Annotated in this window: 21 protein-coding genes and 2 pseudogenes; 13 read left to right on the plus strand and 10 right to left on the minus strand. The window is 66.2% G+C overall.

Translation table 11 applies throughout. The annotated features are described in order from the left end of the window. Complete coding sequence (locus ACQPW1_RS30935) at positions 1 to 579, minus strand: TetR/AcrR family transcriptional regulator (RefSeq protein ID WP_433655295.1); 579 nt, start codon at positions 577 to 579, stop codon at positions 1 to 3. Between the two features lie 229 nt (positions 580 to 808). Here ACQPW1_RS30935 and ACQPW1_RS30940 point away from each other — a divergent pair, with 229 nt between their 5' ends. Beyond that, positions 809 to 1924: a hypothetical protein gene (locus ACQPW1_RS30940; protein WP_433655296.1), complete on the plus strand. Its 1116-nt coding sequence runs from the start codon at positions 809 to 811 to the stop codon at positions 1922 to 1924. A gap of 157 nt (positions 1925 to 2081) precedes the next feature. On the opposite strand, the gene ACQPW1_RS30945 is transcribed toward ACQPW1_RS30940, so the two are convergent. The 3 genes from ACQPW1_RS30945 to ACQPW1_RS30955 form a co-directional block, all read right to left on the minus strand. Beyond that, positions 2082 to 3611: an FAD-dependent monooxygenase gene (locus ACQPW1_RS30945; protein WP_433655297.1), complete on the minus strand. Its 1530-nt coding sequence runs from the start codon at positions 3609 to 3611 to the stop codon at positions 2082 to 2084. 145 nt (positions 3612 to 3756) lie between these two features. Further along, complete coding sequence (locus tag ACQPW1_RS30950) at positions 3757 to 3951, minus strand: general stress protein (RefSeq protein ID WP_378725710.1); 195 nt, start codon at positions 3949 to 3951, stop codon at positions 3757 to 3759. Positions 3952 to 4051: 100 nt separating this feature from the next. Next, a complete protein-coding gene (locus ACQPW1_RS30955; protein ID WP_433655298.1) occupies positions 4052 to 5320 on the minus strand; it encodes a glycosyltransferase 87 family protein in 1269 nt (422 codons plus the stop codon). Between the two features lie 115 nt (positions 5321 to 5435). On the opposite strand from ACQPW1_RS30955, the gene ACQPW1_RS30960 reads away from it, so the two are divergent. Beyond that, positions 5436 to 5828 carry an ankyrin repeat domain-containing protein gene (locus tag ACQPW1_RS30960; protein WP_433655299.1) on the plus strand — a complete coding sequence of 131 codons (393 nt, stop codon included), beginning with the start codon at positions 5436 to 5438 and terminating at the stop codon, positions 5826 to 5828. A 68-nt stretch (positions 5829 to 5896) separates the two neighbouring features. Further along, a complete protein-coding gene (locus tag ACQPW1_RS30965) occupies positions 5897 to 6016 on the plus strand; it encodes a nitroreductase/quinone reductase family protein (RefSeq protein ID WP_433655300.1) in 120 nt (39 codons plus the stop codon). A 3-nt stretch (positions 6017 to 6019) separates the two neighbouring features. Here ACQPW1_RS30965 and ACQPW1_RS30970 read toward each other — a convergent pair whose 3' ends face one another. Then, positions 6020 to 7390, minus strand: a complete 1371-nt coding sequence (locus ACQPW1_RS30970) for an FAD-dependent oxidoreductase (RefSeq protein ID WP_433655301.1) — start codon at positions 7388 to 7390, stop codon at positions 6020 to 6022. 235 nt (positions 7391 to 7625) lie between these two features. Between ACQPW1_RS30970 and ACQPW1_RS30975 the strand changes: the two genes are divergently transcribed. The 3 genes from ACQPW1_RS30975 (at position 7626) to ACQPW1_RS30985 (ending at position 10371) form a co-directional block, all read left to right on the plus strand. After that, entirely contained in the window at positions 7626 to 9182 is a 1557-nt protein-coding gene (locus tag ACQPW1_RS30975) for an amino acid permease (RefSeq protein WP_433655302.1), read from the plus strand. Between the two features lie 63 nt (positions 9183 to 9245). Then, complete coding sequence (locus ACQPW1_RS30980) at positions 9246 to 9941, plus strand: hypothetical protein (protein ID WP_433655303.1); 696 nt, start codon at positions 9246 to 9248, stop codon at positions 9939 to 9941. 58 nt (positions 9942 to 9999) lie between these two features. After that, positions 10000 to 10371: a hypothetical protein gene (locus ACQPW1_RS30985; RefSeq protein ID WP_433655304.1), complete on the plus strand. Its 372-nt coding sequence runs from the start codon at positions 10000 to 10002 to the stop codon at positions 10369 to 10371. Between the two features lie 7 nt (positions 10372 to 10378). Here ACQPW1_RS30985 and ACQPW1_RS30990 read toward each other — a convergent pair whose 3' ends face one another. Both ACQPW1_RS30990 and ACQPW1_RS30995 read right to left on the minus strand, forming a co-directional pair. Further along, positions 10379 to 10867 carry a carboxymuconolactone decarboxylase family protein gene (locus tag ACQPW1_RS30990; protein WP_433655305.1) on the minus strand — a complete coding sequence of 163 codons (489 nt, stop codon included), beginning with the start codon at positions 10865 to 10867 and terminating at the stop codon, positions 10379 to 10381. Next, complete coding sequence (locus ACQPW1_RS30995; protein ID WP_433655306.1) at positions 10864 to 11943, minus strand: NAD(P)H-dependent amine dehydrogenase family protein; 1080 nt, start codon at positions 11941 to 11943, stop codon at positions 10864 to 10866. The genes ACQPW1_RS30990 and ACQPW1_RS30995 overlap by 4 nt, the downstream gene beginning before the upstream one ends. 258 nt (positions 11944 to 12201) lie before the next feature. On the opposite strand from ACQPW1_RS30995, the gene ACQPW1_RS31000 reads away from it, so the two are divergent. The 4 genes and pseudogenes from ACQPW1_RS31000 to ACQPW1_RS31015 all read left to right on the plus strand — a co-directional run bounded on the left by ACQPW1_RS31000 (position 12202) and on the right by ACQPW1_RS31015 (position 16912). Beyond that, complete coding sequence (locus ACQPW1_RS31000; RefSeq protein ID WP_433655307.1) at positions 12202 to 12522, plus strand: nuclear transport factor 2 family protein; 321 nt, start codon at positions 12202 to 12204, stop codon at positions 12520 to 12522. A 231-nt stretch (positions 12523 to 12753) separates the two neighbouring features. After that, on the plus strand, positions 12754 to 13086 hold the full coding sequence (locus ACQPW1_RS31005; RefSeq protein ID WP_433655308.1) for a hypothetical protein: 333 nt from the start codon (positions 12754 to 12756) through the stop codon (positions 13084 to 13086). Between the two features lie 240 nt (positions 13087 to 13326). Next, positions 13327 to 15578, plus strand: a pseudogene (locus ACQPW1_RS31010) (serine/threonine-protein kinase). 140 nt (positions 15579 to 15718) lie between these two features. Continuing rightward, a complete protein-coding gene (locus ACQPW1_RS31015; RefSeq protein WP_433655309.1) occupies positions 15719 to 16912 on the plus strand; it encodes a tetratricopeptide repeat protein in 1194 nt (397 codons plus the stop codon). Here ACQPW1_RS31015 and ACQPW1_RS31020 read toward each other — a convergent pair. Further along, positions 16891 to 17463, minus strand: a complete 573-nt coding sequence (locus ACQPW1_RS31020; RefSeq protein WP_433655310.1) for an NADAR family protein — start codon at positions 17461 to 17463, stop codon at positions 16891 to 16893. The two genes, ACQPW1_RS31015 and ACQPW1_RS31020, sit on opposite strands and share 22 nt — an antisense overlap. 86 nt (positions 17464 to 17549) lie before the next feature. Between ACQPW1_RS31020 and ACQPW1_RS31025 the strand changes: the two genes are divergently transcribed. Next, positions 17550 to 18281, plus strand: a complete 732-nt coding sequence (locus ACQPW1_RS31025; protein WP_433655311.1) for a tyrosine-protein phosphatase — start codon at positions 17550 to 17552, stop codon at positions 18279 to 18281. A 1-nt stretch (position 18282) separates the two neighbouring features. On the opposite strand, the pseudogene ACQPW1_RS31030 reads toward ACQPW1_RS31025, so the two are convergent. Further along, positions 18283 to 19440: pseudogene (locus ACQPW1_RS31030) on the minus strand (serine hydrolase domain-containing protein). Positions 19441 to 19849: 409 nt separating this feature from the next. Between ACQPW1_RS31030 and erm the strand changes: the two are divergent. Further along, positions 19850 to 20722, plus strand: coding sequence for a 23S ribosomal RNA methyltransferase Erm (erm, locus tag ACQPW1_RS31035; protein WP_433655312.1), 873 nt, complete (start codon positions 19850 to 19852; stop codon positions 20720 to 20722). Further along, positions 20719 to 21885, plus strand: a complete 1167-nt coding sequence (locus ACQPW1_RS31040) for a lactate 2-monooxygenase (protein ID WP_433655313.1) — start codon at positions 20719 to 20721, stop codon at positions 21883 to 21885. The genes erm and ACQPW1_RS31040 overlap by 4 nt, the downstream gene beginning before the upstream one ends. Positions 21886 to 21910: 25 nt before the next feature. Here the strand turns inward: ACQPW1_RS31040 and ACQPW1_RS31045 are convergent, their stop codons facing one another. Continuing rightward, positions 21911 to 23962: an AMP-binding protein gene (locus ACQPW1_RS31045; protein ID WP_433665370.1), complete on the minus strand. Its 2052-nt coding sequence runs from the start codon at positions 23960 to 23962 to the stop codon at positions 21911 to 21913. Positions 23963 to 24460 lie beyond the last annotated feature (498 nt).

Genomic DNA, 24460 nt, shown 5'->3' on the forward strand with positions numbered 1-24460 from the left:
TCAGCCGAGCAGGGTCAGCGCCTGTTCGACGGTGTCATCGAGGAAACGTTGCCGAACGGGTGTCTTGCCGACCACCCGAATCCCTTGCAGCAGCGTCACGAGGAACCTGGCCAGCGCGACCGGATCTCGATCCGCCGACAACTCCCCCTCCGCCCGAGCCCGCAGCAGCGCGCTCGTGAGCACCGTCTCCATGGTTTCCAAACTGGAGGTCACCAGTCGACGCGCACCCTCGTCCGCCGGGAGTTCGACCGCAGTGTTGGTCATCAGACAGCCTTTTCGCTGCTCATCGGCGAGCGAGGACTCCGCGTACCAGCGCACCATGGCGCGGACCGCAGCGAGCGCGGACCCCGGCACGGAAAGCTGCGCGAGCAATCCGGCCCGAGTGTCGTCCACATAGCGTTCCACCGCTTTGAGATACAGCTCCCGCTTGCCGCCGAACGCGCCGTAGATGCTGCCGCGACCCAGCTTCAGGTGCTCGACCAGGTCCTGCATGGACGTGGCCTCGTAACCCTGCCGCCAGAACAGCTCCATCGCCGTCCGCAGCGCCTCGTCCGGATCGAATTCCTTCGTTCTGCCCACTCCGGCAACGCTACTTCATTTTGACCGATCATTCAAAAATTTGTCGGCGGCTGGTCGATCGGACGGTTGATCCCTTAAGCTTGGCTCATGAATACGTGCACGCGATTTCTGTGCCCCGGGCCGTCAGTCGGCCGCGGGGTCTGCTGCGTGCGTCCGCTCACGTAGTTCCTGTGGCCGTCGTCGGTTCGGGGGTTTCACCGAATCCGACCGGCTACCAGAGGAATTACTCATGCCTACCTATCTCACCCCACTGGATCTGTCGCGCGCGCTGACCGTGCGCGATCTCAGCGATGCCGCGCAGGGGCCGCACGCCATGCAGGCCCTGCTGAACGGGACCGTCGACGCACTCGTCCGCGCGTGGGCGTCGGAGGTGCGCGTGGTGCGCAACTCGCCCCTCGTTGCCGTCATCGACAACTACGACAAGCTCGGATACGACCCGGCCGACGTCACCCGCGACGCGCGCTACACCCGCTACGTCAGCCCGACCACCATGTTGCGCAGCCACACCAGCGCCGACATCCCCGAAACACTGCGGCGCTACGCCGAAGTCACCGCCACCGTCGATGACCTCATCGTCATCCCCGGCCTGGTCTACCGCAGGGACGTCGTCGACCGGATCCACGTGGGCGAACCACATCAGGTCGACCTCTGGCGGCTGCGCTCGAGCCCGGACACCGGCGACGACGACGTGCGGGAGATGGTCGCCCATCTGGTCGAGGCCGTGCTGCCCGGTGCCGAATGGCGCACCACGCCCGCCGAACACCCCTACACCGCCCTCGGACGGCAAGTAGACGTGCGACTCGGCGACGACTGGCTGGAGCTCGCCGAATGCGGCCTGATCGCCGACCACGTCCTCGCGGGCGCCGGGCTCGATCCCGCGCGCTGGTCCGGCACCGCGCTCGGCATGGGCCTGGACCGAGCACTGATGCTGCGCAAGGGAATTCCGGATATCCGCTACCTGCGGTCCGACAACCCACGCATCGCCGAGCAGTTGCGGGATCTGTTGCCGTGGCGGCCGGTCTCGATGCTGCCGCCGATCCGCCGCGACCTGTCGGTGGTGATCGCCGACGACACCGACGACGAAACCCTCGGCGACGCGGTGCGAAAGGCGCTGCACGACCGGGTCGACGACATCGAGTCGGTGCTCGTCACGGCACGGACGCCGTGGGCCGAGCTCTCCGAAAAGGCAAGGGACCGCCTCGGCATCGCGCCGGGCCAGACGAATGCCGTTGTGCGACTGATCCTCCGGCCGTTGACGCGCACGCTCACCGACGAGGAGGCCAACGCGCTGCGCAACCAGGTGTACCTCGCGATCCACATCGGCCCGCGGCTGGAGCTGGCATGAGCGGAAGCCACGCGCCACCTGGACGACGGAAGCCACCATTTTCAGCGTCTATCCCGCCCACCCGACGCACTGTTAGCGTGAGGTGCTCCAGCGGGAGATGAAGTGATCGATGGGACCGGAACCCCGGCTGGGACAACGGGATTCCGGCCCTCCGCACTCATGCCGGAGCGCCGAACCAGCGAGTCAGCGCCGCTGCCAGGCCATCCTGGCTATCCGAGTCGGCGGCCCAAGCCACGAACCCGTCGGGACGAACCAGCAGCGCCGTCAGATCGCGCGGCTCGACCGCCTTGGCCGTGACCACCCGCACCCGCGCCGACCACGGCGCCGCCAGCGCACGCAGTTCGGCCGAGTCGGCGAGGTCGAACAAGACCGCCGCGCCTTCGATGAAGTGCGTACCGATCCTGGTGCCGTCCGACAGCTCGAAGTCCGGCACGGGCGCGCCGACGCGTTCGTGCCCGCCGCCGAGGTCGTAGCGGTGCAGCACGCCGGAGATCTTCCGGAAGACCACGGTCGCGGCCTCGCGGGTGGTCAGCAGTTCGGTCAGCACCGCGCGAAGTTCCCTGCTGCGCTTGTCGGTTCGCATCAGGGCGACCTGAGCCCGGGTCCAGTCCAGCACCCAGGCGCCGATCGGGTGCCGCTCGGTGGTGTAGGTGTCGAGGAGTTTCTGCTGCGCCCGGCCGTGCACCACGGCGGCCAGCTTCCAGCCGAGATTCACCGCGTCGCCGACGCCGAGGTTCAGTCCCTGCCCGCCGAACGGTGAATGCACATGTGCCGCATCGCCTGCGAGTAACACTCGGCCCCTGCGGTATTCGGTGACCTGACGGGTGTTGTCGGTGAACCGGGTGGCCGAGTGCACGGCGGTGATCTCCACCGGAACACCGGACACGGCGCGCAGGCTCGCCTGCAACTCCGCGGCGGTGATCGGCGCATTACGGTCGGCGGGCGGTCCGTCGAGCTCGACGGTGAGGACGCGACCCATCGTCGGGTTGTATACGTACATGCCGGTGTCGGTCGTCGTCCAACCTGCCGTCAGCCCTTCGGCCCCGGTCATCTCGACGATGGCTTGATGCCCGGTCAGTTCCGGGTCGAGGCCGGGAAAATCGAATCCGGTCAGCTTGCGCACGATGCTGCGCCCGCCGTCGCAACCGACCAGCCAGCCGGCGCGAATGGTGTTGTCGCCGAGCCGGATTGTGACACCGTCGCCGTCGTCGGTGAAGTCGGTGAGCTCGACGCCGCGTCGCACGGTGACGCCCAACTCGGCGGCGCGTCGCCCGAGCATGGCCTCGATGTCCTGCTGCGGCACGAAGAACACGTCGGCGGCGGGGCCCAGGTCGGCGAAGGCGGGATTCTCGAAGTCGACGACGTCGACGTCGAGCATGATGCCCGCGAAATGCCCGATGAACGGCGGCTTCGGCCGCTCGGCACCGGTCGCCTCGGTGCTCGACGCCACGGGCAACCCCATCCGCTCCCGCGCTACCTTCTGGCCGGCGAGCAATTCCGGCAGCAGCCCACGCCGGTAGAGCGCTTGCGCGGTCGGCACATTGATCCCGGCGGCCTTGAGCGTCGGATCGATCTCGTCGAGCCGCTCGACCACCAGGACGTCCACCCCGGCGAGCCCTAATTCGCATGCCAGCATCAGCCCGACGGGTCCAGCCCCGGCCACCACTACATCAAATGTCTCGTTCATGAATCCGACTGTGCCGTCGCACGATTGCGGCACCCTTGCACCGCGCTTGCGCGGCATCGACGGTGCTGCGCAAGCACATCGAGTGCCATCCCCATCGGAGACCGACGATGGGCGAGGCCGGTGCCTCGCCCATCGACTGTTTCGACTATCGGTTCAGGTGGCTGCGTTCGCCGCCGAGGCGTTTGGCCGCGGTCGGCTGAGCCGCCGCGCCCTTCTTGCCTGCCTCACTGGCGCGCTTGGGGTCGTTGTCGAAGCTGCCGCTGCTCGCCTTGCCACCTTGGCTGGCGATCTTGCGCTGCTGCTCCGCGTCCATGGCGGCAAAGCCACGTCGGGCGGCCATGAATCCCTCCTTGCCTCGAGTAATGCTGTCGGCGACGGCGGGTGCCGTCACTGACGGCCCTACCCGGCGATCCCGGCAGCAAACACTCGGGTGGTCAGGATCAGTGCTGCGGCACCAGTGCGGGTGCGGGTTCCGGGGCCTTGGCGGTCCGGCGGCCGGCGACGAAGTACAGCGCGACGAGCAGGACGCTGAACCACACATAGGTGTTGCCGACGATGTGTTGCCATGGCGTCCACTGGGTTTCGCGATGCTCGCCGTCGGGCAGCCAGTTCTGCGGGCCGTAGACGAAGACCGCCGTGATGACGGCGATGGTCACCCACCAGCCGATGGCCTGACGGCGCGGCAGCCCGATCGCGTAGCCGATCGCGCCCGCCAGCGCCGGGGCGATCCACACCCAGTGGTGCGACCAGGAAATCGGCGACAGCAGCAGCGTGAAGACCGCGTTGATGGCCAGCGCGAGCGGCGGGAAGTCGACCGCCCGGCGCATGGCCGCGACGACGAGCACCAGCAGCGCGGCGCCGAGGACCAGCCACAGAATGGTCGACGCCGGCTTGGGCACCTGCAATCGGGACAGGACAGCCTGGATCGACTGGTTCGTGTGGAACGCCGATCCGCTCAGGCCGGACACATTGCCCATGCCGCCGAACCAGTACTTCGCGGAGTCGTGCGGCAGCAAGGCGAAGCCGAGCGCGGTGGCGCCCGCACCGGTCGCCGCGGCCGTCGCGGCCGACTTGTAGTCGCGGCGGACCAGGAAATACAGCACGAACGCGGCCGGGGTCAGCTTGATGGCGGCGGCGATGCCGATCAGCATGCCGCGCCGCCAGCGCGGTTTGATCGCGAGGCAGTCGGCCGCGACCAACGCCATCAGCAGCAGATTCACCTGGCCGAAGTCCAGCGTCGCGTGCACCGGCTCCAGCAGCAGCGCCAGCGGCGTCGCACAGGCGGTCACCACCAGGACGAGCTTGCGCTGATCCTCGCCGGGCCACACCCGGCGGGCGACCAGGTACATCGTCAGCGCGAGCGCGAGCACCGAGGACACGAAGAAGGTGAACGCCGCCGCATGCCAGGGCAGCAGCGCGAACGGGCTCAGCGCCAGCGCGGCGAACGGGGGGTAGATGAACGGCAGCCCGAAGCCGATGGTGGTCTGCGGCAGCTGTCCGTACATGTCGTGGCCGTGGCGTAGCGCGTCCACACCGAGCCGATAGACCTGTAGGTCGATGAAGCCACCGGTGATCTTGTGGAACGGCCAGGTCGGCAGCAGCAGACAGAACGCGGCGAACCCGATACAGAGGACCGGTGCCAGCCACCCAACGACGCCGAGTCGACGGTTCTTGGCTTCCGGCTCAACGCGGGTGGTCACACTACTCATCCGCGGCGACTATACCGACCTATCCCGTCCGGTACACCAGGTGGGCGGGGCTTCGGCGGCCTGCCCGGTGTCGACCTCGGGCTGAGTGTCATCCGGGCATGGTAGGAATGGGCGAATGAGCGCTGACATGGATCCGGAACTCATCGAGCTGGCCACCAAGGTGTTCGGCTTCGCGCGGCAGGGCGACGCCGCCTCGCTGGCCACCTATGTGGATGCCGGGGTGTCCGCGGATCTAACCAATGACGCGGGCGACACCTTGCTCATGCTCGCCACCTACCACGGCCATCGCGATGCCGTCGCGGCGCTGCTCGATCGCGACGCGGACCCGAACCGGGCCAACGACAAGGGCCAAACCCCGTTGGCCGGTGCGGTTTTCAAGGGTGAGACCGAGATCGCGCGACTGCTCATCGAGTCGGGCGCCGACCCCGATGCGGGCACCCCGTCGGCCCGCGATGCCGCCGTCATGTTCGGCAAGGCCGATCTGCTGGAGCTGATGGCCGACTACTGAAGTCGCGCCGGAATTTCGCCGCTTGCCCGGTGGTTGTCCGAGGAAACGCAATCACTGGAGGCAATGACGTGTCCGAACGCGACGCGCTCTACGCCAAGATGGTCGAGATCATGCCCGGTTTCGCCGAATACCAGGAGAAGACCTCTCGGGTGATCCCGGTGTTCGCGGTGCACCGCCACGCGGCCTGAGCACTAGCCGCGCTCGCGCACCTCGGCTACCGCTTTGCGCGCGGCCACCAGGATCGGGTCCCACACCGGGGAGAACGGCGGCGCGTAGCCGAGATCGAGGGCGGTCATCTGTTCCACCGTCATCCGCGCGGTGAGCGCGACGGCAGCGATGTCGACGCGCTTACCCGCGCCCTCGCGGCCGACGATCTGCACGCCGAGCAGGCGACCGGTCCGCCGCTCGGCGAGCATCTTCACCGTCATCGCCGCGGCGTCGGGGTAATAGCCTGCGCGACTGGTCGATTCGATGGTGACGGCGACGAACTGCAGACCCGATGCCCGAGCGTCCTTCTCCCGCAGGCCCGTTCGCGCGACCTCCAGATCGCAGACCTTGCTGACCGCGGTGCCGACGACACCGGGGAAGGTCGCGTAGCCCCCGCCGACGCCGGTGCCGATGATCTGACCGTGCTTGTTGGCGTGGGTACCGAGCGCGATATGGCGTTCGCGACCGGACACCAGATCGAGCACCTCGACACAATCGCCACCCGCCCAGATGTTTTCGTGGCCGCGCACCCGCATGGCCAGATCGGTGAGCAGCCCGCCGTACTCCCCGAGCGGCAGACCCGCCGCGCGCGCCAAGTCCGTGTCCGGGCGCACGCCGATACCGAGTACCACCACATCCGCGGGATACTCGACGCCGTCGGCGACGACCGCGCGGACGAGACCCTGTTCGCCGGTGCGAATCTCGGTCACCTCGGCATTGCCGATCACCTTGATACCCAAGCCGCACATGGCATCTCGCACCAGCGCGCCCATATCCGGATCCATCGTCGACATCGGCTCCGGACCGCGCTGGACCATGGTGACGTCGTAGCCGCGTTGAATCAGCGCCTCCGCCATCTCGACTCCGATGTATCCCGCGCCGACCACCACCGCGCGCTTGCCCTCGGTACGGTCGAGGGTGTCGATCAACGCCTGCCCGTCGTCGAGGGTTTGCACGCCGTGCACGCCCGGAGCGTCGATGCCCGGTAACGGCGGCCGGATCGGGCGCGCACCCGTGGCGATGACGAGTTTGTCGTAGTCCGTCCATGATTCGGTGCCGGACTCGAGGTCACGGGCACGCACCCGGCCACCCGCGACGTCGATCTCGGTCACCTCGGTGCGCATCCGCAGATCGATGTCGCGGGATCGATGCTCCTCGGGCGTGCGGGCGATCAGCGAGTCCCGCTCGAGCACGTCGCCGCCCACCCAGTACGGGATGCCGCACGCGGAGAACGAGGCGAACCGGCCGCGCTCGAAAACCACGATCTCCAGCTCGCTCGCGTCCTTCAGCCTGCGTGCCTGCGAGGCCGCCGACATTCCGGCCGCATCACCACCGATGACCACCAGTCGCTCCATACCCGTCACGCTACGGCGGACCGCCGCTCGGCCGCCGGAGGGGGTCGCCGCGATTTGCTGCGGTATTCCTGGTTGCCATGCGGTTGACCCGGGTTTACTTCAGACTGATCATCTGGCAAACGCTGTGTGAGGGCAGTGTTTACACCCGGGAGCTGTATATGAGTGAGCGAAGCGAACGAATCATGACACAGTGTGCATCGCACATGACGGAGCCGAGCGCTAGCGAGGCGCAGTCATGAGTGATAACCCGTCTCCGTCCGACGATGAACGTCGGCTCGCCGAACTCGGCTACAAACAAGAATTGGCCCGATCCTGGTCCGGATTCTCGAACTTCGCCATCAGTTTCACCATCGTCTCCATCCTGACCGGCGGATTGGCCAGTTACGGAATCGGTTTGGCCAATGGCGGCCCGATCACCATGGCCTGGGGCTGGCCGCTGGTCTCCATCATGGTGTTGTTCATCGGCATGGCGATGGCGGAATTGGCGTCGGCTTACCCGACCTCCGGCGGTCTGTACTGGTGGGCGTCGCAGCTCGGCGGGCCGGTCTGGGGCTGGTTCACCGGGTGGTTCAACCTGATCGGGCAGATCGCGGTGACCGCGGCCATCGGTTACGGGGCGGCGATCTTCACGACGGTGGTGCTGAACGTGATCGGCATCGATATCGGCACCGACCGGACCGCGATCTTCCTGGTCTTCATCGTGATCCTGGTGCTGCACGCCGTGCTGAACGCGATCGGGCCGCATCTGTCCGCGGTGATCAACAACATCTCCGCGTGGTGGCACGTCGGCGGTGTGGCGATATTCGTGCTGGTGCTCGCGTTCGGCGCGAATCACCATCAGAGCGTCGAGTTCGTGTTCACCAAGACCGTGGACAACGCCGGGGTCGGGTTCGGCGGAGTGGCGTTCAGCTTCCTGCTCGGCCTGCTGCACGCGCAATACACGTTCACCGGGTACGACGCGTCCGCGCACATGTCCGAGGAAACGCACGACGCCTCGCGGATGGCGGCGAAAGGCATCATCAACACCATCGTGGTGTCGGCGATCGCCGGATATCTGCTCATCATGGCGGTGACCTTCGCGATTCCGAATCTCGACGATGCCCTGGATCCGACGAAGAACAGCGGCTATCCGGTGATCTACATCCTGGAGAACTCGCTCAATTCGTTCTGGTCCGGGCTGCTGCTGATCATCGCGGCGATCGCGCAGTTGTTCTGCGGGTACGCCTCGGTCACCTCGGCCTCGCGCATGCTGTTCGCATTCGCCCGGGACGGCGCGGTGCCGGGATCGGCGCTCTGGTCGAAACTTTCGGCCAAGCGGGTGCCGGTGAACGCGGTGCTGTTCATCTCGGTTTTCGCGTTCGTGCTGTTGATTCCGTCGATGCTGGTGCCCGCCGAGAACGCGCCGACCGCCTATGCGGCGGCCACCTCGGTGGCGACCATCGGGCTCTACATCGCCTACGGCATCCCGATCCTGCTGCGGCAGGTGCACGGCACTCGATTCCGTACCGGTCCTTGGCAACTCGGTCGCTGGTATCGGCCGGTCGGCGTCGTCGCGCTGATCTGGATCGTGTTGATCAGCTTCCTGTTCATCCTGCCCACCGATGACCGTGGTTATCCGTGGAACAGCGAGTTCACCTGGAACACCGTCAATTACGCCCCGATCGCGTTGGTCGGCGTCGTCGGTGCGATCGGCATCTGGTGGCTGGTTTCGGCCCGCAAGTGGTTCACCGGGCCGAAGCGCACGGTCGAGGAGGTGCCGGACGCCGGTGACGAGACGGCGGTCAACGCCTGAGCAAACGGCGCGAAGCGACTACTGGTTCGCGGGTTGTCGGTGTCGGTCGCTAGGTTCGTCAACATGGAAAGGATCGACCTGGAGCATAATCCGACCATCGGTCGGATTATGTTTCCGGGAAACCCGTGGCCCGCCGGACATGCGATCGAAGAGTTCGCGTGGACCGGGCGGATCGACGAGAACGGCAACTTATGGTTCGACCTGCACCTGCGGTCGGCGGAGTATGTTGCCGCAGGGGCACGGGAAGGTGTTGTCGGGGCCGATGATTGGTCCTCGGCCGAGGTATGGCAGAACTACGGGCGTTGCACGTTGTCGTCCACCTACTGGGGCGAGGACGACGGCACCGGATTCCTCGCCGCCACGCCCGGAAATCCATTTCATCTGAAATCGTTGACGCCACAACAGTTGACGGCCGGCCCGCTTCCGCTCCTCGAGTCCGATCAGCTCGAATTCCTTGCCTTCAACATCTACCTGCTGGGCCACGATTCGGTTGCCGACCAGGAGGTGGTTTTCACGCGCCGCTCCGACGGCGCGCACGATCTCGCCTGGCATGGACGCGTCGCACTGACTTACGTCGACGACGCCGAATTCCGCCATCGATTCGAGGTCCGAATCGCCGCGACCCTCGAATACATCCGCTACCCTGCCAGCCTTTCGCTCGAGGAGGCGCACGATCATCTCCAGGCCGTCGTGGACGCGCCGGAGTTGTTCGAGACGGGGCTGGTCGATGGTCAACCCGCCTGGCTGCCGAAACAGTAGCGGTTGGAAAGTGGTTGTCCCAGCCTATATTTCGACGGGTCGCGCTACCGTTGGATAGATGAATTACGATTTCGTAGTGCTGCCGATGGGGGCCGTCGACTCGCCCGCCGAGGTCCCGGCCTACGTCCGGACCCAGGGCGGACTACCGGTCGACGAGCAGCTGCACCGATTCGTGGTGGCCGGGCTGCAACTATGGAACAGCCGGGTGCCCGCCGCCTACCGGCATGCCATGCTCAATGTCGAGGCCGCGGGCGATTCGGTCCGGGTGACCGCGGCCGACCGAGCGGATCGACGCCGACATCGCGGATCGGCCGTCGACAGCGCGGCGGCAGCGGTGCGCCGATTGATCGAAGGATTGATATCCGGTTCGGAATACCAGCTTTACGACGCCGCGGACAACACGCTGTGGCCGCCGAAACGCACCGAGTAATCGTTTGTCAGGCGGCCGAATGTCCCGGCAGCACACAGGCGGTATCGAGGCCGAGCACACGATTGAGTCGGCCGAAAGCCAGCCATGAACCGATACTCATGCTCAGTTCCACGACTTCGACCTGGGTGTACTCGGCGAGCATCCGGGTCCAGAACTCGTCGTCGATGCCGTGATGATCGAGGGCATAGCGCTCGGCGTATTCGGCGGCGAGCCTGGTGCGTTCGTCGAAGGCATCGGTGAGGCGCCAGTCAGTGACCGCGTCGGCGAACTCCGGCTCCACCTTTTTGCCGTCGCGTTCGGTGCGCCAGTCCTGACAGAAGATGCAGCCGTTGATTTGCGCGATGCGCAGCCGGGCGGCCTCGAATTCGCGCAGCCCGAGGGTGCTGTGCGAATACACCGACATCGAGAACTGCGCGGCGGCCACGCCGATACCGGGCACCATTTCGCCCCAGACGTAACCGATCGGGTCCTTGCCCGCGGGGATATCGATGATCATGGATATTTCCTTCCGAGTTTGCCGACTGCCGGACGCAGTGGAATATCGAGCGCGTCATAGAGTCCGGGTTCGGCGTCGGCGAGCCAATCGATGGCGCTCACCAAACGGCCTACAGCAGTGGCGTTTCCACCCGCGGAGCGATTGCCGTTCTCGTCCGACGCCTCGATGGTGACCTCGATGCGCGGACGCCCCTCGATGATCACCCGGTGCGCGCCGTCGCCGTCGGCGGGCGCGGGCCAGTCCGGCGCGCAGGACGGGTGGATGCGGGTGACGTGTTCGATGATGATGCGCGGCTCGCCCGCGACGATGCCCTGCACCTCGAACCGCACCGCGCCCTGCGTGCCCGCCGCGAACTCGCCCATCGATCGGGTGGTGATCGTGGTTTCGAGCTCTTGCCGTGCCAGGGTTTCGCGGATCTCGTCGAGTTCGACACCCAGCGCCCGTGCCATCAGTCGAATCTGCCCGCCCCACACCATGGTCGGCACCGTGGGCGCGAGCATGGGTGGTTGGTAGTCCATCGGCTGGCCCATGCCGACCAGGTAGCGGACCGAGTCCGGCTGGTCGTAGGTGGAGTAGTCGAAGATCTCCTGACAGCGGACCACGTCGACGGTGCCGCCGAGGCCGCTGATCAGCAGTGGCAGTACATCATTGCCCCAGCCGGGGTCGACGCCGGAGACGAACAGCGAACCGCCGCCCTCGGCGATCGCGGCCAGCACCGGGTCGCGGATCTCGGCCGGTGCGTTGCGTGGGTCGTAGAGCGCGTACAGCGCGGGCGTGACGACTATCGCGCCGGCGCGGATCGCTCGAACGATGTCGGCGAGTGCGTCATCGGGGCGGATATCACCGGACGCCGCGTACACGACCGCCCGCGGCTGCGTCGCCAGCACGGCGTCGATGTCATCGCTCGCCGCGACGCCGACTCGATAATCGAGTCCGCTCAACTCCCCCGCGTCGCGCCCGACCTTGTCCGGATTGTGCACGAGCACACTCGTGAGTTCGAGCGCCGGATGTGACTCGACGGCCCGAATAGCCGCTCGGCCGACATTGCCGGTGCCCCACACCGCCGTGGAGATCATGCGGGGAGCGTAGCAAGCGCTTGGTCGGTTTCACTGGGTTATCGCGAAGCCGGGTCCGGTGGCGTACGCGGGAGGCAGCGGGTACGCTAACTACATCTCGGGGGGCCGCGTGTTGATCCGCGACTGAAGTTCACCCTCAGAATCCTCCCAAAGTTATCTGCAACCGTCGGTTACAGATAAACCCGCAGCTGCGATCGGTAGCCGAACGGTTACCGGTTTCGGTGACATTCCCGCAGGTGCGGGTGCGAGACTGGGTTCATGATTCCGACGGATCAGCTGACCGACCCTGCCGTGCGTGCCTTCGTGACAGCCGTCAACAGCAACGACCCCAGCACGTTCCGCGGCACCCTGACCCCGGACGCCACGATGTCCGACGACGGCAGCGACGAGGACCTAGACCAGTGGGCAGAGAAGGAGATCTTCTCCGCCAACGGCAAGATGGAAGTCGAGAGTGAAGCCGACGACGGGCACTCGCTGATCGCCAACTTCCACAACGACACCTGGGGCGATATGCGCACCAAGTGGCGGTTCACCGTCGACGGCGGGCAGGTCGCTCGCTTCGACACCGGTCAGGCCTGACCGGACGATTGCCCGAAACTACCTGCTGCACAACGCATCACAACGACTGATTGCACGCCCGAACCCCTCGCGTACCGTATTCCGCCGCGATGAATGTTCCCCAGTCGACCATCAGTACGCGAATTCCGTGTTCTCCGTGGCCCGAGAGGGATAGGTTTAGGGAGCTCGGGGGCGGGCTACTGGTGTGACGATGCGCGAAGCCGGGTTGGATTCCTACTGCGAGGAGGGGTGGTGACGTCAGAAGAACCGACCGCACTCGGTTACCTGCGGCGCGACATCTCGGGCCCACAGCAAGCCTGGGACGAAACCCAGATCCGAAGCCTCGCAAAGCGACTCGGCTACGACCTGGTCAAAACCATCCTCTTCGACGCGGACACCGATAACCGCATCGACCAACTGGAGACCGCCGTCCAGATCAACAAAGCCGAAGCAGTGATAACCCCGACCCTCGACCACCTCGACGGCACCCCCGACCCCCTGGTCAAATCCTGCGACGTAATCACCGTCCGCCCCGAAAACACCTACGCCCGATGGGCATTCCCCAAAGCACAGGCCGACGGGTAAGACCGCCACCAACGCTACTGCCCAGGCTGACCGACCCCTAGCGAGCAACGGTTACATCTTGTCCAGCGGGCGCTCGAGCAGGAGGTCGACCGTGCTCGCCAGCGAGCCGTGCGGGATGGACCGGCGAATCCGTCGCTATATCTCCGCGTGAACTGACGGAGCCGGGCTGACGGCCTGTTTCGTGCGATGTTTCCTGGCGAACGTCCGGTTTGCCGGTGACGGCGGGGCTACGATGCGCAGATGGCGCACCCCGCCCCGCCGGTTTCGGGGGCGACGGTCGCATCGGACCGTTCGCCCGGGAGTTCGCGTGGCAACGGGGTTGCCGAGCTGGTGGAACGGTTTGCTGAGGCGTGGCGGGTGGGCGACGAACCGCCGGATCTGCTGGCTTATCTGCCGGACTCGCCCGGCATCCGGCGGGTGTCGTTGATCGAGTTGATCAAGGTCGATCTGGCCAATCGGTGGGGCCGCGGCACGGCGCCGAAACGGCTCGCGGAGTACGTGGTGGATCTGCCGGAATTGCGGACCTGGCCGTTGCCGCCGGATCTCATCTACGAGGAGTTCCACGTCCGGCGGCGAGCGGGCAGTTCGGTGCAGGTCGCGGAGTACACCGCCGCGTATCCCGAACAGGCCGAACAACTCTCGGAGATGCTGGCGACGGACGACTATCACAGCACGATGATGTCGGCCGCCGAGCCGGTGAACCTCGACGACCTCGAGGTCGGGCAGAAGATCGACGACTTCGATCTGATGACCGGACTCGGACGGGGCGCGTTCGCGCGGGTGTTCCTCGCCCGGCAACGGTCGATGCAGCGACTGGTCGCGGTGAAGATCTCCCGCGACAAGGGCACCGAGCCACAGACATTGGCGCAGTTGGACCACGACTACATCGTTCGAGTCTTCGACCAGCGGGTGCTGGAGAGACGGAAGCTGCGGCTGCTGTACATGCAGTACGTGCCGGGCGGGACGTTGTACACCGTCCTCGAGCGGGTTCGAGTGACGCCATCCGAACAACGCGACGGCACGTTGCTACTGGACGTCATCGACGCCGTGCTCGCCGCGAAGGGTGAGATCAGGCCGAGCGAATCACCACTGCGCGCGGAGCTGGCAAAGCTGTCGTGGCCGGAAACCATCGCCTGGCTCGGTCGGCGGCTGGCCGAGGCCCTCGACTACGCAGGCAATGCCGGTGTGCTGCACCGCGACATCAAACCGGCGAACGTCCTGCTCACCGCCGACGGCATTCCCAAGCTAGCCGACTTCAATATCAGCTTCAGCGGCAATGTCTCGGGCGACAGCCCGGTCGCCTACTTCGGCGGCTCACTGGCCTACATGTCCCCCGAGCAACTGGCCGCCGTGCATCCCGATCGACCGGGCACGGCCGAGGATCTCGACACCCGAAGCGATCTCTACGCTCTCGCGGTGGTCCTGTGGGAATTGCTCACCGGCCGAAAACCTTTCGACGACGACTCGGTGACCGGCGGCGACCGCACGGCGCTGGACGGCATGCTGGAGCGCCGCTCCGGCAGCCCGAAAGCGCTGCCGTACCAGGATCTTCCGGCCGACTGCCCGGCCGCGCTGGAGCGCGCGTTGGTGCGCGCGCTCGACCCGGAACCCGACAACCGCTGGCCGCGCGGGGCGGACATGGCCCAGCAGCTGGAGGTCTGCCTCGACGCCAGAGCCCGCGACCTCGCCGACCCGCCGCCGACCAGCTGGCGACTGCGGGCGCGCCAACTCATGCACCCGATCATGGCGCTCGCCATCGCGGTGCCGAACGCGCTGGCGATCTGGTACAGCTACAACCACAATCGGACACTGATCATCAGCAAACTGGACGCGCAGGCACAGCACCGATTCGATCAGATCGCGCTGACCACCTACGGCCTGTGCTTCCTGATCGGTTTCGTGGTCACCAATATCCTGCTCGCGAATCTGTGGTCGATTTCGCGAGGGCTGCGTAAGGGGAAAACGTACGACGCGGCGACCCTCGCCCGCGCACGCAGCGACACATTGCAGCTCGGCAAGCGAAATGTGCTGACCTGCTTCGCGCTCTGGGTCATCGCGGGCGTGGTGGTTCCGATTTCGGTGCAGGCGTCCGGTAACCACATCACCGCGCAGCCTATGTGCACTTCTTCATCACGCAGATCGTGTGCGGTGCCATCGCCATGGCGTATCCGTACTTCATGGTGAACTTCTATGCCGTGCGTTCGCTGTATCCGATGTTTCTCCGGCACGGCGGGCTCGGCACCGCGGACGCGCGCCGACTGCAACAACTCGACCGCCGCAGCACCTACTTCCTCGCCATCGCCGCCGCCGTCCCGCTGCTCGGTGTCGCGGGCGCGACGTTCATTCCACCCGAGGACATTCCGGCCGTGATCGTCGCACTGCGGGCGCTGTGCGTGGGCAGCGCACTAGCGTTCGTCGGCGTGTATTGGCTGTTCCGCATGTTGGAGAAGGATCTGGCCGCGCTGGAGCGCATCGTCGCCCGCTCGGTGTGATCGCCCGATATCAGCACACCGCCGTCGCGTTAAGGGGGCCGCCGGATTGCTGCGCCTTTCCCGGCTGCGGCAGGTACGGTATATCCCGCCGCAACAGCGCAAGGACGGCAAGACGCATTCGGCGGAAAGGCGGGCATCGGATGAACGAGCCCTATTCGTCATGGGCCGCTCGGAATTCGCCCGACGACCGGCCGCTGGCCGCCCGCTATCAGAGCGCGGCACCGATCGTTTTACGTGGCAGCAAGGTCTATCCGATGTACACCGAGCAGGTCGGTCCGCAGCCGACCACAGTCACGGTGACGCTGCTGTCCGCCGCTCCCCCGGCCGGATTGCGCGGCCTCGGCATGGGTTTGTCGGTCGTCGACGGCTATGTCGGCTTGAACGGTCGCCGCCTGGCCGGCGTCGACGTGTGGTCCGATGCCCTCGTCGGCGGAATCAGCTTCGACATCATCGGCACCGCCCCCGGCACGTTGGTGACGCTCACACCGGTCTGGGTCGACAGTTTCGGCGAGCAGAAGTCCTGGGTCGGCAATTACGGCATCGTCATCGATAGCACCCCGGACGGCCGAATCATCCTGTGGTGCAGCATCGGCGAGGGACCCGCCAATTTCGCCAACCTCGTCGTCGAGGTGCAAACCGCCCCGGCGACCGTGCCGCCGGAACCGCAACCGGCCCTGGACGCCCAGCACACCCATCCGCTGCGCTCGATGCCGAACCTGCCGACGAATCCGAGCGGCGCATACCCCTCGACCACGCCGAACAGCGCACCGCACCCGACCATGCAGTCGGCGCAGACCAACCCCGGCGGGTTCGCGCAGCCGAGCCCGAACGCCGCGAATTCCGCTGCCGCACAACCGCCACCGAACCCGCACGCCGATGCGCAGCCCGGTCCGACTCCGCACCTCGGCTCCGACGCCCAGTACGGCCCCGGCGTTCAATCGGCGCCCACCCGGCCGATACAGGCCAAGCCACCGGTCGAGGAAGACCCGGTACCGGAGGAAGACACCAGCTATCGGACCGCCCTCTACGACCTCGGCGTCGCCATGTACGGCCGCGGCGAGGAAGACCAGGCGTGCGGACTGTGGGCGCAGGCCGCCGACGCGGGCCACCCGGGCGCCGCCTACGACCTCGGCGTAGTCCGTTTCCGCCGCGGCGACCTGGCCAACGCCGAACGCTGGTGGCGCACCGCCGCGGACCGCCGCGAACCACGTGCGATGGCGGGCCTGGCCGAACTCCTGGACCGCCAAGGCAATTACGCCGAGGCCCGGGTCTGGCGCGCGTGCGCCGACGAGGAGCGCGTCACCAACGCGGATCAGTCGGTCGGCTCCGGCTGACCGCCGCGTAGTTCCGCCCGAGCGTCCATCAACGCGAAGCCCAACAGGTTCCGCCCCGGCCACTGTGCTGGATCCTCGGCCTGCGGACTGTCCGCCGCGAGGCCGATCCCCCAGATCCGATCCACCGGACTGGCCTCCACCAGCACCCGGTCGCCTGTCCCGAGCAGATACTCCATCAACTCGGCGTGCTGCCCGAACTTCGCGACATTCCCGCGCACCACCACCTCGTATCGGTGCGCGCTCCACAGCTTCCCGTCGAAGCCGCGAACCTCTCGCCCCAACGCCTTGGCTGCCTTCGGCGTCCGCGCCGCCAACACCCGCTCGGCATTCTCCGCGTCCCCGAACAGCCGCGCCTTGCCCCACATCATGTAGTGCTCGGCCGACGCGAACTCCACCCCGTCGACCACGAACGGCGCGGGCCACCACTGGCTCAAGCAGCTCACGCCGATCCGCCCGCTCCGCTCCGGCTGATGTCCCCAGAACAGCAGGTAATCCACCTTCTCGCCCGCAGTTGTCACCCTGACCAGGTCGCCTACCGAACGCAGGTTCATGATCAAAGTGTGCCCTATGGTCCGCGGTCCCTGCCTCCTGAACATCCACGAGCAGCGTTGTGGGCGGCGAACATAGAGTTCGTTGGGTGAACAGACACATCGCTTTCGAACGACTACACAACTTCCGTGATCTGGGCGGGTACCCGACCGAAGACGGACAGGTTGTGCGATGGGGACGGCTGTTTCGCTCCGACTCGTTGAGCAAGCTGCGCGACGAGGACTGGGAAAGCTTCCAGAAGCTTGGGGTCACGACAGTCATCGATCTGCGCTACCCGTGGGAGATCGACCGGAGCGGCCGAGTCCCGCAGCACGAGTCGCTCGACTACCACAACCTCAGCATCGAACATCGCCCCTACAATCAGGCGGCGCTCGGTCCGGACATCGAGGCCGGGCCCTACCTCGCCGAGCGCTTCCTCGAAGTCGCCAATGACGGTGTCGACGAAATCCGCCGAGCCCTCGAGGTAATCGCCGAGGCGGACGGCCCGACGGTCTTCCACTGCGCGTCCGGCAAGGATCGAACCGGCCTGCTCGCCGCACTCGTGCTGACCTTGCTCGGCGTATCCGATGAGCAGATCATCGAGGACTTCGCGCTCACCGAGCTCGCCACCGAGCGCCTCGTCGCGGACTGGCGGGCCGCGTATCCCGACAAGGAGCTGACCTGGCCCTGGTACGGGCGGGCACCGGCCGAGGTGATGCGGTTGTTCCTCGCGGCCTTGGCGGCCGAACATGGCTCTGTGCGCGGGTATACGACGGATCTACTCGGTGTCGACGACGACTTGGTCGCTGCGCTGCGGCGGACTCTGCTCCAATCGGCCTAGTTCAGGGCTTGGGTTTCGCGGGACCACTGTCACACAGTGCCGTGGCGAGGGCGGTACGGATGTCCGCGTCCTGTGCGTCGCTTTCGCCGGGGTAGAGGTTGGCCATCATCGTTGCGCTGCGGCCGTCGGTCGTGATCACGCCCATCGTCTGGAAGCCAGGGATGCCGCCGTCGTGTCCCCAGTACAAGCCACCGCAGGGCAGCGGCGTGCTCTGCAAACCCAGCCCGTAGGCGTCATTGTCCGAATTGCCGGTCGGCCGGGTCGTCATCATCTCCTGGAGTTCGAGTGGGGGCAGGAGGCGACCGTTCACGAGGGCGCCGAGGAACTAGTTGAGATCCGCGGCGCTGGAGATCATGCCCCCGGCGGCGCCCGCGATCGACGGATTGAATTCGGATAGGTCGATGGGACCGGCGTTTTCCTGCTTGGCGTAGCCCTGCGGGTGAGTGCCCGGGATGCCCGGTTCGTTCCCGGGCACGGAAGTGTCGTGCAGGCCGAGTGGCCGAATGATGCGCTGGTCGATCGCCTCCCTGTACGGGCGGCCGGTGACCTTCTCGATGAGCAGCCCGGCCAGCAGATAATCCGTGTTGGAGTATTCCCAGCCGGTTCCCGGTGGGAACAGCCGCGGGTGAGCCAGCGCAGTTTGCACTAGCTCCAGCGAATCATGTTGTTCGAGTGGGTTTTTCAGGACATGATCCAGAGATAGATAGTTCAAGTAGTCGGGCAGCCCGCTGGTGTGCTGGAGCAGCTGCCGCACGATGATGTCCTGCCCGTCGTTGCCGTTGCCCCGGATCAGTCCGGGCAGGTACTGCTCGACCGGCGCGTCGAGGTCCACCCGCTGCTCACCCACGAGTTGCAGCACCGCGGTGGCCACGAACATCTTGGTCATGCTGCCGATACGAAACCTGCTGTCGCCCGCCATCGGTGCCTGGGTGCCGATGGCGGCGACACCGCTCGTCAGCACGGTCCGGCCGCGCGCGTCGTTCACTTCGAGCAGCGCTCCAGGTGCGCCGTCGGCAGTGGTCAACTGCTGCAGAATGTTTCGTACTTCGGTATAGCTGGGCTTGGCCGCGGTATCCGCGTGATCGGCGGTCCCGCACGCGCACAGCGTCAGCGCGGCGGTGGCGCAGACTGCGCCGAAAATATAGGTGTGCCTGCGCATTTCATCCTCCAACAGATTGGCAGGACCTACGCTAGGGAGCTCTGGCCGGACACACCTCACCCCAGAGAGCCAAACTGGTACACCGTCTTTGCGGTACTCCAGTACCAGGCACTGCGACACAGGTGCTAGTTGGTCGGCGAAGTGAAAACCGGTCGCGGAGTGCGGCGGCGGTGCGATATCTTGCGCGTATGGGCAGTTTGGAGATGAACGGAGTGTGCGCGGTGGGCGTGTATTACCTGCGGCTGCGCACGGATGCCTGGGCTCTGCCAGCGCACCGTTCTGCTCCGGTGTCCCGACTCTTCTGATCGGGATCCGCACCGGCGGTCGATGACCGTCGGTTTTATGTGCCCTGGCATGGGTCCGGGCGAATCACTTCTTCTGATTCGACCACTCCGTTCGGAGGACACCCATGTCCCGCAATCGTTCGCTGCCGCGCGCCCGTACTACGCGCGGCGATACCCGTAAGCGCTTGTCCCAGAACTTTCTCACCGATGCCGGTGCCGCCCGATTGATCGTGCGCGCGTCGGGCGTCACGGCCGAGGATCTCGTGCTCGAGATCGGGCCCGGCGACGGGATGTTGACGAGGCAGTTACTCGGCTCGGCAGGCCGGGTTCGCGCCTACGAGAAAGACGCCTACTATGCTGACCGCCTGCGCAGGCGTTACGACGGCGACGACCGAATAAGGCTGTTCCACAAAGACTTCCGGGCAGTGTGCGAACCGGAGGAGCCGTTCGCGGTGGTGGCCAATGTGCCGTTCGCCGTCACCACCGACATGGTGCGCTGGTGCCTGGCGGCCCGCCAGCTGACTTCGGCGACCCTGGTCACCCAATTGGAGTTCGCCCGTAAGCATTCCGGCGACTACGGCCGATGGACCAAACTCACCGTCACCCATTGGCCCACTGTCGCAATGGAATTGGGTGCCCGCATCGGACGCCACAGCTTCCATCCCGTGCCCCGCGTAGATACCGCGATTCTGCACCTGCACCGGCGGCCTCGCCCACTCCTGCCGAATTCGGTACATGCCGACTACCGACGGGTGGTGGAGCTCGGCTTCTCGGGCGTCGGGGGCTCACTGGCGAGCTCGTTGCGCCGGCAGTTCCCGACCCGCACCGTGCGTGCCGCCTGCGCTACCGCGGGGATCGGACTCGACGAACCGGTCGGACTGATCGACCCGAACCGATGGCTGACCCTGTACGGAGCATTGCGAACAGAGGGCAACTCACACCGCTACACAAATGTATCGGATACATTCATGTATCAAACGAGGAGGGGAGCGCCGTGACCGGCAACTTCGGTGACTACCAGTACGAGATCTACTTCCAGGGCCTCAGCGGCGTCCTGCCCGACCTGCCGATGACCTTCGCGGACCTGGCGGCGAAGGCGCAGGCCGCGCTGCCGCCGGGCATGTGGTCCTACGTGGCGGGCGGCGCCGGCGACGAGCTCACCCAGCGCACCAACGCGACGGCCTTCGAGAAGCTCGGCCTCATCCCCCGCATGCTGCGCGCCACCAAGGAACGCGACCTCTCGGTGGATCTCTTCGGACTGGAGCTGCCGTCCCCGGTCTTCATGGCCCCGGTCGGCGTGATCGGACTCTGCGCGCAGGACGGCCACGGCGATATCGCGACCGCGCAGGCCGCGGCCCGCACCGGCGTCCCGATGGTCGCGTCCACGCTGACGGTCGATCCCCTCGAGGTCGTCGCCGCCAACTTCGGCGACACCCCCGGCATGTTCCAGCTCTACACCCCGACCGACCGCGACCTGGCGCAGAGCTTGGTCAGCCGAGCCGAGTCCGCTGGGTTCAAAGCCATTGTGGTGACACTGGATACGTGGGTTCCCGGCTGGCGCCCCCGCGACCTGAGCACCTCGAACTTCCCGCAGCTGCGCGGCCATTGTCTGGCGAACTACTTCAGCGACCCGGTATTCCGCGCGATGCTCGCGAAGAGCCCCGAGGAGGATCCGAAAACCGCCATCCTGACCTGGATTTCACAGTTCGGTAACCCGGTCACCTGGGACGACCTGTCCTGGCTCCGGTCGCTGACCGATCTTCCGTTGGTGCTCAAGGGAATCTGTCACCCCGACGACGCCCGCCGCGCCAAGGACGCGGGCGTGGACGGCATCTACTGCTCGAATCACGGTGGCAGGCAAGCCAATGGCGGCATCCCCGCGATCGAGCACCTGCCCGATGTCGTCGCGGCCGCCGACGGCCTGCCCGTGCTGTTCGACTCCGGAATCCGTTCCGGCGCAGACATTGTCAAGGCCCTGGCCCTCGGCGCGACGGCCGTCGGCATCGGCCGCCCGTACTGCTACGGCCTGGCGCTGGGCGGCGCCGACGGCATCGTGCACGTACTCCGCACGCTGCTCGCCGAGGCGGATCTGCTGATGGCGGTAGACGGCTATCCAACAATCGCCGATCTGACCCCGGAGACGATCCGCCGGTCGAACTGACCCGTCAGCCGAGCTGGGCCACCGCTCAGCTCGCCTGAATCAGCGTGCGCTTCAGGATCTTTCCGGTCGCGTTGCGTGGCAGCGCCTCCAGGAAGGTCACGTCGCGCGGCACGGAGAACCGGCTGAGCCGATGGCGGATGTAGTTGCAGACCATGTCGCGATCGAGCCCGAACCCTTCCCGCGTCACCACGAACGCGGCCAGCCGCTGGCCGTACTCCTTGTCCGGCACGCCGACCACCGCGACCTCGCTCACCTGCGGCAGATGCGACAACGCCTCTTCCACCGGGCGCGGGAAGACGTTCTCGCCGCCGGAGATGATCATCTCGTCGTCCCGGCCCGCCACGAACAGCAACCCGTCCGCGTCGAGGTAGCCCAGATCGCCGGTGTCGAGCATGCCGCCCGACTCAGTGGGCGGCTTGGCGTCGGTGTAGCCGTCGAACAGCATGTGGTTCAGCACGAAGATGCGTCCGGTGACACCGCGCGGCACCGGACGCAGATCCTTGTCCAGCACAGCGAGTTTCGTGCCGAGCGGCGGTCGGCCCGCGGTGGTCGGCGCAGCGCGCAGATCGGCCGGATCGGCGATGGTGGCCCAGGACACCTCGGTCGACCCGTAGACGTTGTAGAGCACGTCGCCGAAGGCGTCCATGAACTTGAGCACCGTCGGACCGGCAAGGGGCGCACCACAACTCGCGACCACCCGCAGGCTCGAGGTGTCGTAGCGATCCCGAATGTGCGCGGGCAGATCCAGGATTCGGTTCACCATCACCGGCACCACGATCAGCGAGGTGACGCCGTGCTCCTCGATCAACCGGAGACAGTCCTCGGCGTCGAACCGTTCCGACAGTACGACACTCGCCCGGATCGGGGTGCTGATCTGCAACGCCGCCAGCCCCCAGGTGTGGAACAGCGGCGCGGGGATGAGCATGGTCTCGTCCATCCGCAGCGGAATCCGCGACAGCAGCGCCGCCACGGTACCGAATCCCTTGGGCTGCGGGCGTTGTGCGCTCTTGGGCGTGCCACTGGTGCCGGAGGTGAGCACGATCAGCCGGCCCGGATGCGACGGGCGGGAGAACGTCGGCGCGTCGAGGGCGATCAGATCGTCGACGGTGTTGCGCTCGAACCTCGACTCCCGGCCGGTCGAGAAACGCGGCACCCCGGACGCCACGTACTTGGTCATCGCGTCGTATTCGTCGTCGAGGAAGATCGCGGACAGCCCATGCCGATCGGCCACGTCCTCGATCTGTCTGGCCGACAACCCGGTGTTCAGCAACACGGTGTCGACGCCGAGTTTGCCGGTGGCGACCATGCACTCGACCATTGCCACGCGATTGCGCGAGAGTAGCCCTACTTTGTCGCGCGCGCCGATGCCGAGCAAAGTCAACGCCGAGGCGAGTTTGTGTGTGCGATCGTGCATCTGACCGAACGTGTAAGCGGACACGTCGTCCACCACCGCCAAGCGATTCGGCGAGTGCCCGGCGGCGGCCGCGTAACCACCGGCCAAGGTGAATCCCCACTTGGCCAGTCCGCCCACCTGCTTGAGCGCGCGGTCGGGCCGTAGGGTGCGCACGACACCGGTCGACACCATCTGTTTCAGCGTATCGACCTGCTGTTTCGTCCCCGACTCCTCGCCGTTGATCAACACCGAGGTCGGCGCGCCGACGATGGCGTCGACGATCCGGTCCAGCCCGGCCATGGTCCAGTCGATCACATCGGCGTTGTCCTGCTCGGCGATCCACGGATGGATCCGCGCCGCGCCGAAGTAGGTGATGGTGACCCGGGTCTGTTCCTCCTCACCGCGTAGTCGAATCGCGGCGAAACTGCCCAGCCCAGGGCACTGTAGCTCGAAGGTTTCCAGCTCCTTGCCGACGACAAGCTGGAGCGCGGGCACGGCCAGCTCGATGCCGTTGTGCCGCGCCCGAATCAGGAGAACGGGGTGCGTGTCTGAGGTTTCCGCGCGATCACAGTCTCCAATTCCGAGGAACATCCGGGTGTAGGTCTGTGGGTCCATGAAAAAGTCCCACAATGCTTTGCGTGCGGCTGCGAACTCCGCATCGATAGTGATGACGTCCGTTACCAACTGCGTGCATTTCTTCATGGGCCGACCGAGCGGTATGCGTCGGCATGGTTACGTAGTTGTACCCACCGGTAACAGCTAGGTCAAGGCCGCATGTGTTGCCAATGATTTGCTGACTAGTTGGTCGAACGCCCATGTTTGTGCAAGATGCCCGGCACGTGTCAGCACTCTGCACAATACTCCCGAAAATGCCGCCGGGCCAGCCGATCGGCTACCCAGTCGAGATGACCAGGCGCACAAGGCTAGTCGGCGGCCGGTGCGGTACGCGGCGCCGACCGTGCGGTACCGGGCCGACGGGTGATCTTGTGGCGAACGCCAACACGGTTACGTTGTCCAGAACATTGCACATGCCGGAAGAACTTTTGGCGGAATTGCCGAAACGGGGGCTGGATCGGGCTGTGTGGGCGGCAACAGCGGATGGCCGACAGCATCGTACCGCCGATGTGCGCGGGGCGCGCGACGAGCGAGCGGCTCCGGCCTCGGACTTTCGTCGGTCCCAGC

This window comes from Nocardia sp. CA-128927, from assembly GCF_050955855.1.
Taxonomy (GTDB): Bacteria; Actinomycetota; Actinomycetes; order Mycobacteriales; family Mycobacteriaceae; genus Nocardia.

Bases quoted from the DNA above. Each gene is read 5' to 3' on its own strand.
- ACQPW1_RS30940 (WP_433655296.1), top strand. From the start codon at position 809: ATGCCTACCTATCTCACCCCACTGGATCTGTCGCGCGCGCTGACCGTG.
- ACQPW1_RS30945 (WP_433655297.1), bottom strand. From the start codon at position 3,611: ATGAACGAGACATTTGATGTAGTGGTGGCCGGGGCTGGACCCGTCGGG.
- ACQPW1_RS30950 (WP_378725710.1), bottom strand. From the start codon at position 3,951: ATGGCCGCCCGACGTGGCTTTGCCGCCATGGACGCGGAGCAGCAGCGC.
- ACQPW1_RS30955 (WP_433655298.1), bottom strand. From the start codon at position 5,320: ATGAGTAGTGTGACCACCCGCGTTGAGCCGGAAGCCAAGAACCGTCGA.
- ACQPW1_RS30960 (WP_433655299.1), top strand. From the start codon at position 5,436: ATGAGCGCTGACATGGATCCGGAACTCATCGAGCTGGCCACCAAGGTG.
- ACQPW1_RS30970 (WP_433655301.1), bottom strand. From the start codon at position 7,390: ATGGAGCGACTGGTGGTCATCGGTGGTGATGCGGCCGGAATGTCGGCG.
- ACQPW1_RS30975 (WP_433655302.1), top strand. From the start codon at position 7,626: ATGAGTGATAACCCGTCTCCGTCCGACGATGAACGTCGGCTCGCCGAA.
- ACQPW1_RS30980 (WP_433655303.1), top strand. From the start codon at position 9,246: ATGGAAAGGATCGACCTGGAGCATAATCCGACCATCGGTCGGATTATG.
- ACQPW1_RS30985 (WP_433655304.1), top strand. From the start codon at position 10,000: ATGAATTACGATTTCGTAGTGCTGCCGATGGGGGCCGTCGACTCGCCC.
- ACQPW1_RS30990 (WP_433655305.1), bottom strand. From the start codon at position 10,867: ATGATCATCGATATCCCCGCGGGCAAGGACCCGATCGGTTACGTCTGG.
- ACQPW1_RS30995 (WP_433655306.1), bottom strand. From the start codon at position 11,943: ATGATCTCCACGGCGGTGTGGGGCACCGGCAATGTCGGCCGAGCGGCT.
- ACQPW1_RS31000 (WP_433655307.1), top strand. From the start codon at position 12,202: ATGATTCCGACGGATCAGCTGACCGACCCTGCCGTGCGTGCCTTCGTG.
- ACQPW1_RS31015 (WP_433655309.1), top strand. From the start codon at position 15,719: ATGAACGAGCCCTATTCGTCATGGGCCGCTCGGAATTCGCCCGACGAC.
- ACQPW1_RS31020 (WP_433655310.1), bottom strand. From the start codon at position 17,463: ATGAACCTGCGTTCGGTAGGCGACCTGGTCAGGGTGACAACTGCGGGC.
- erm (WP_433655312.1), top strand. From the start codon at position 19,850: ATGTCCCGCAATCGTTCGCTGCCGCGCGCCCGTACTACGCGCGGCGAT.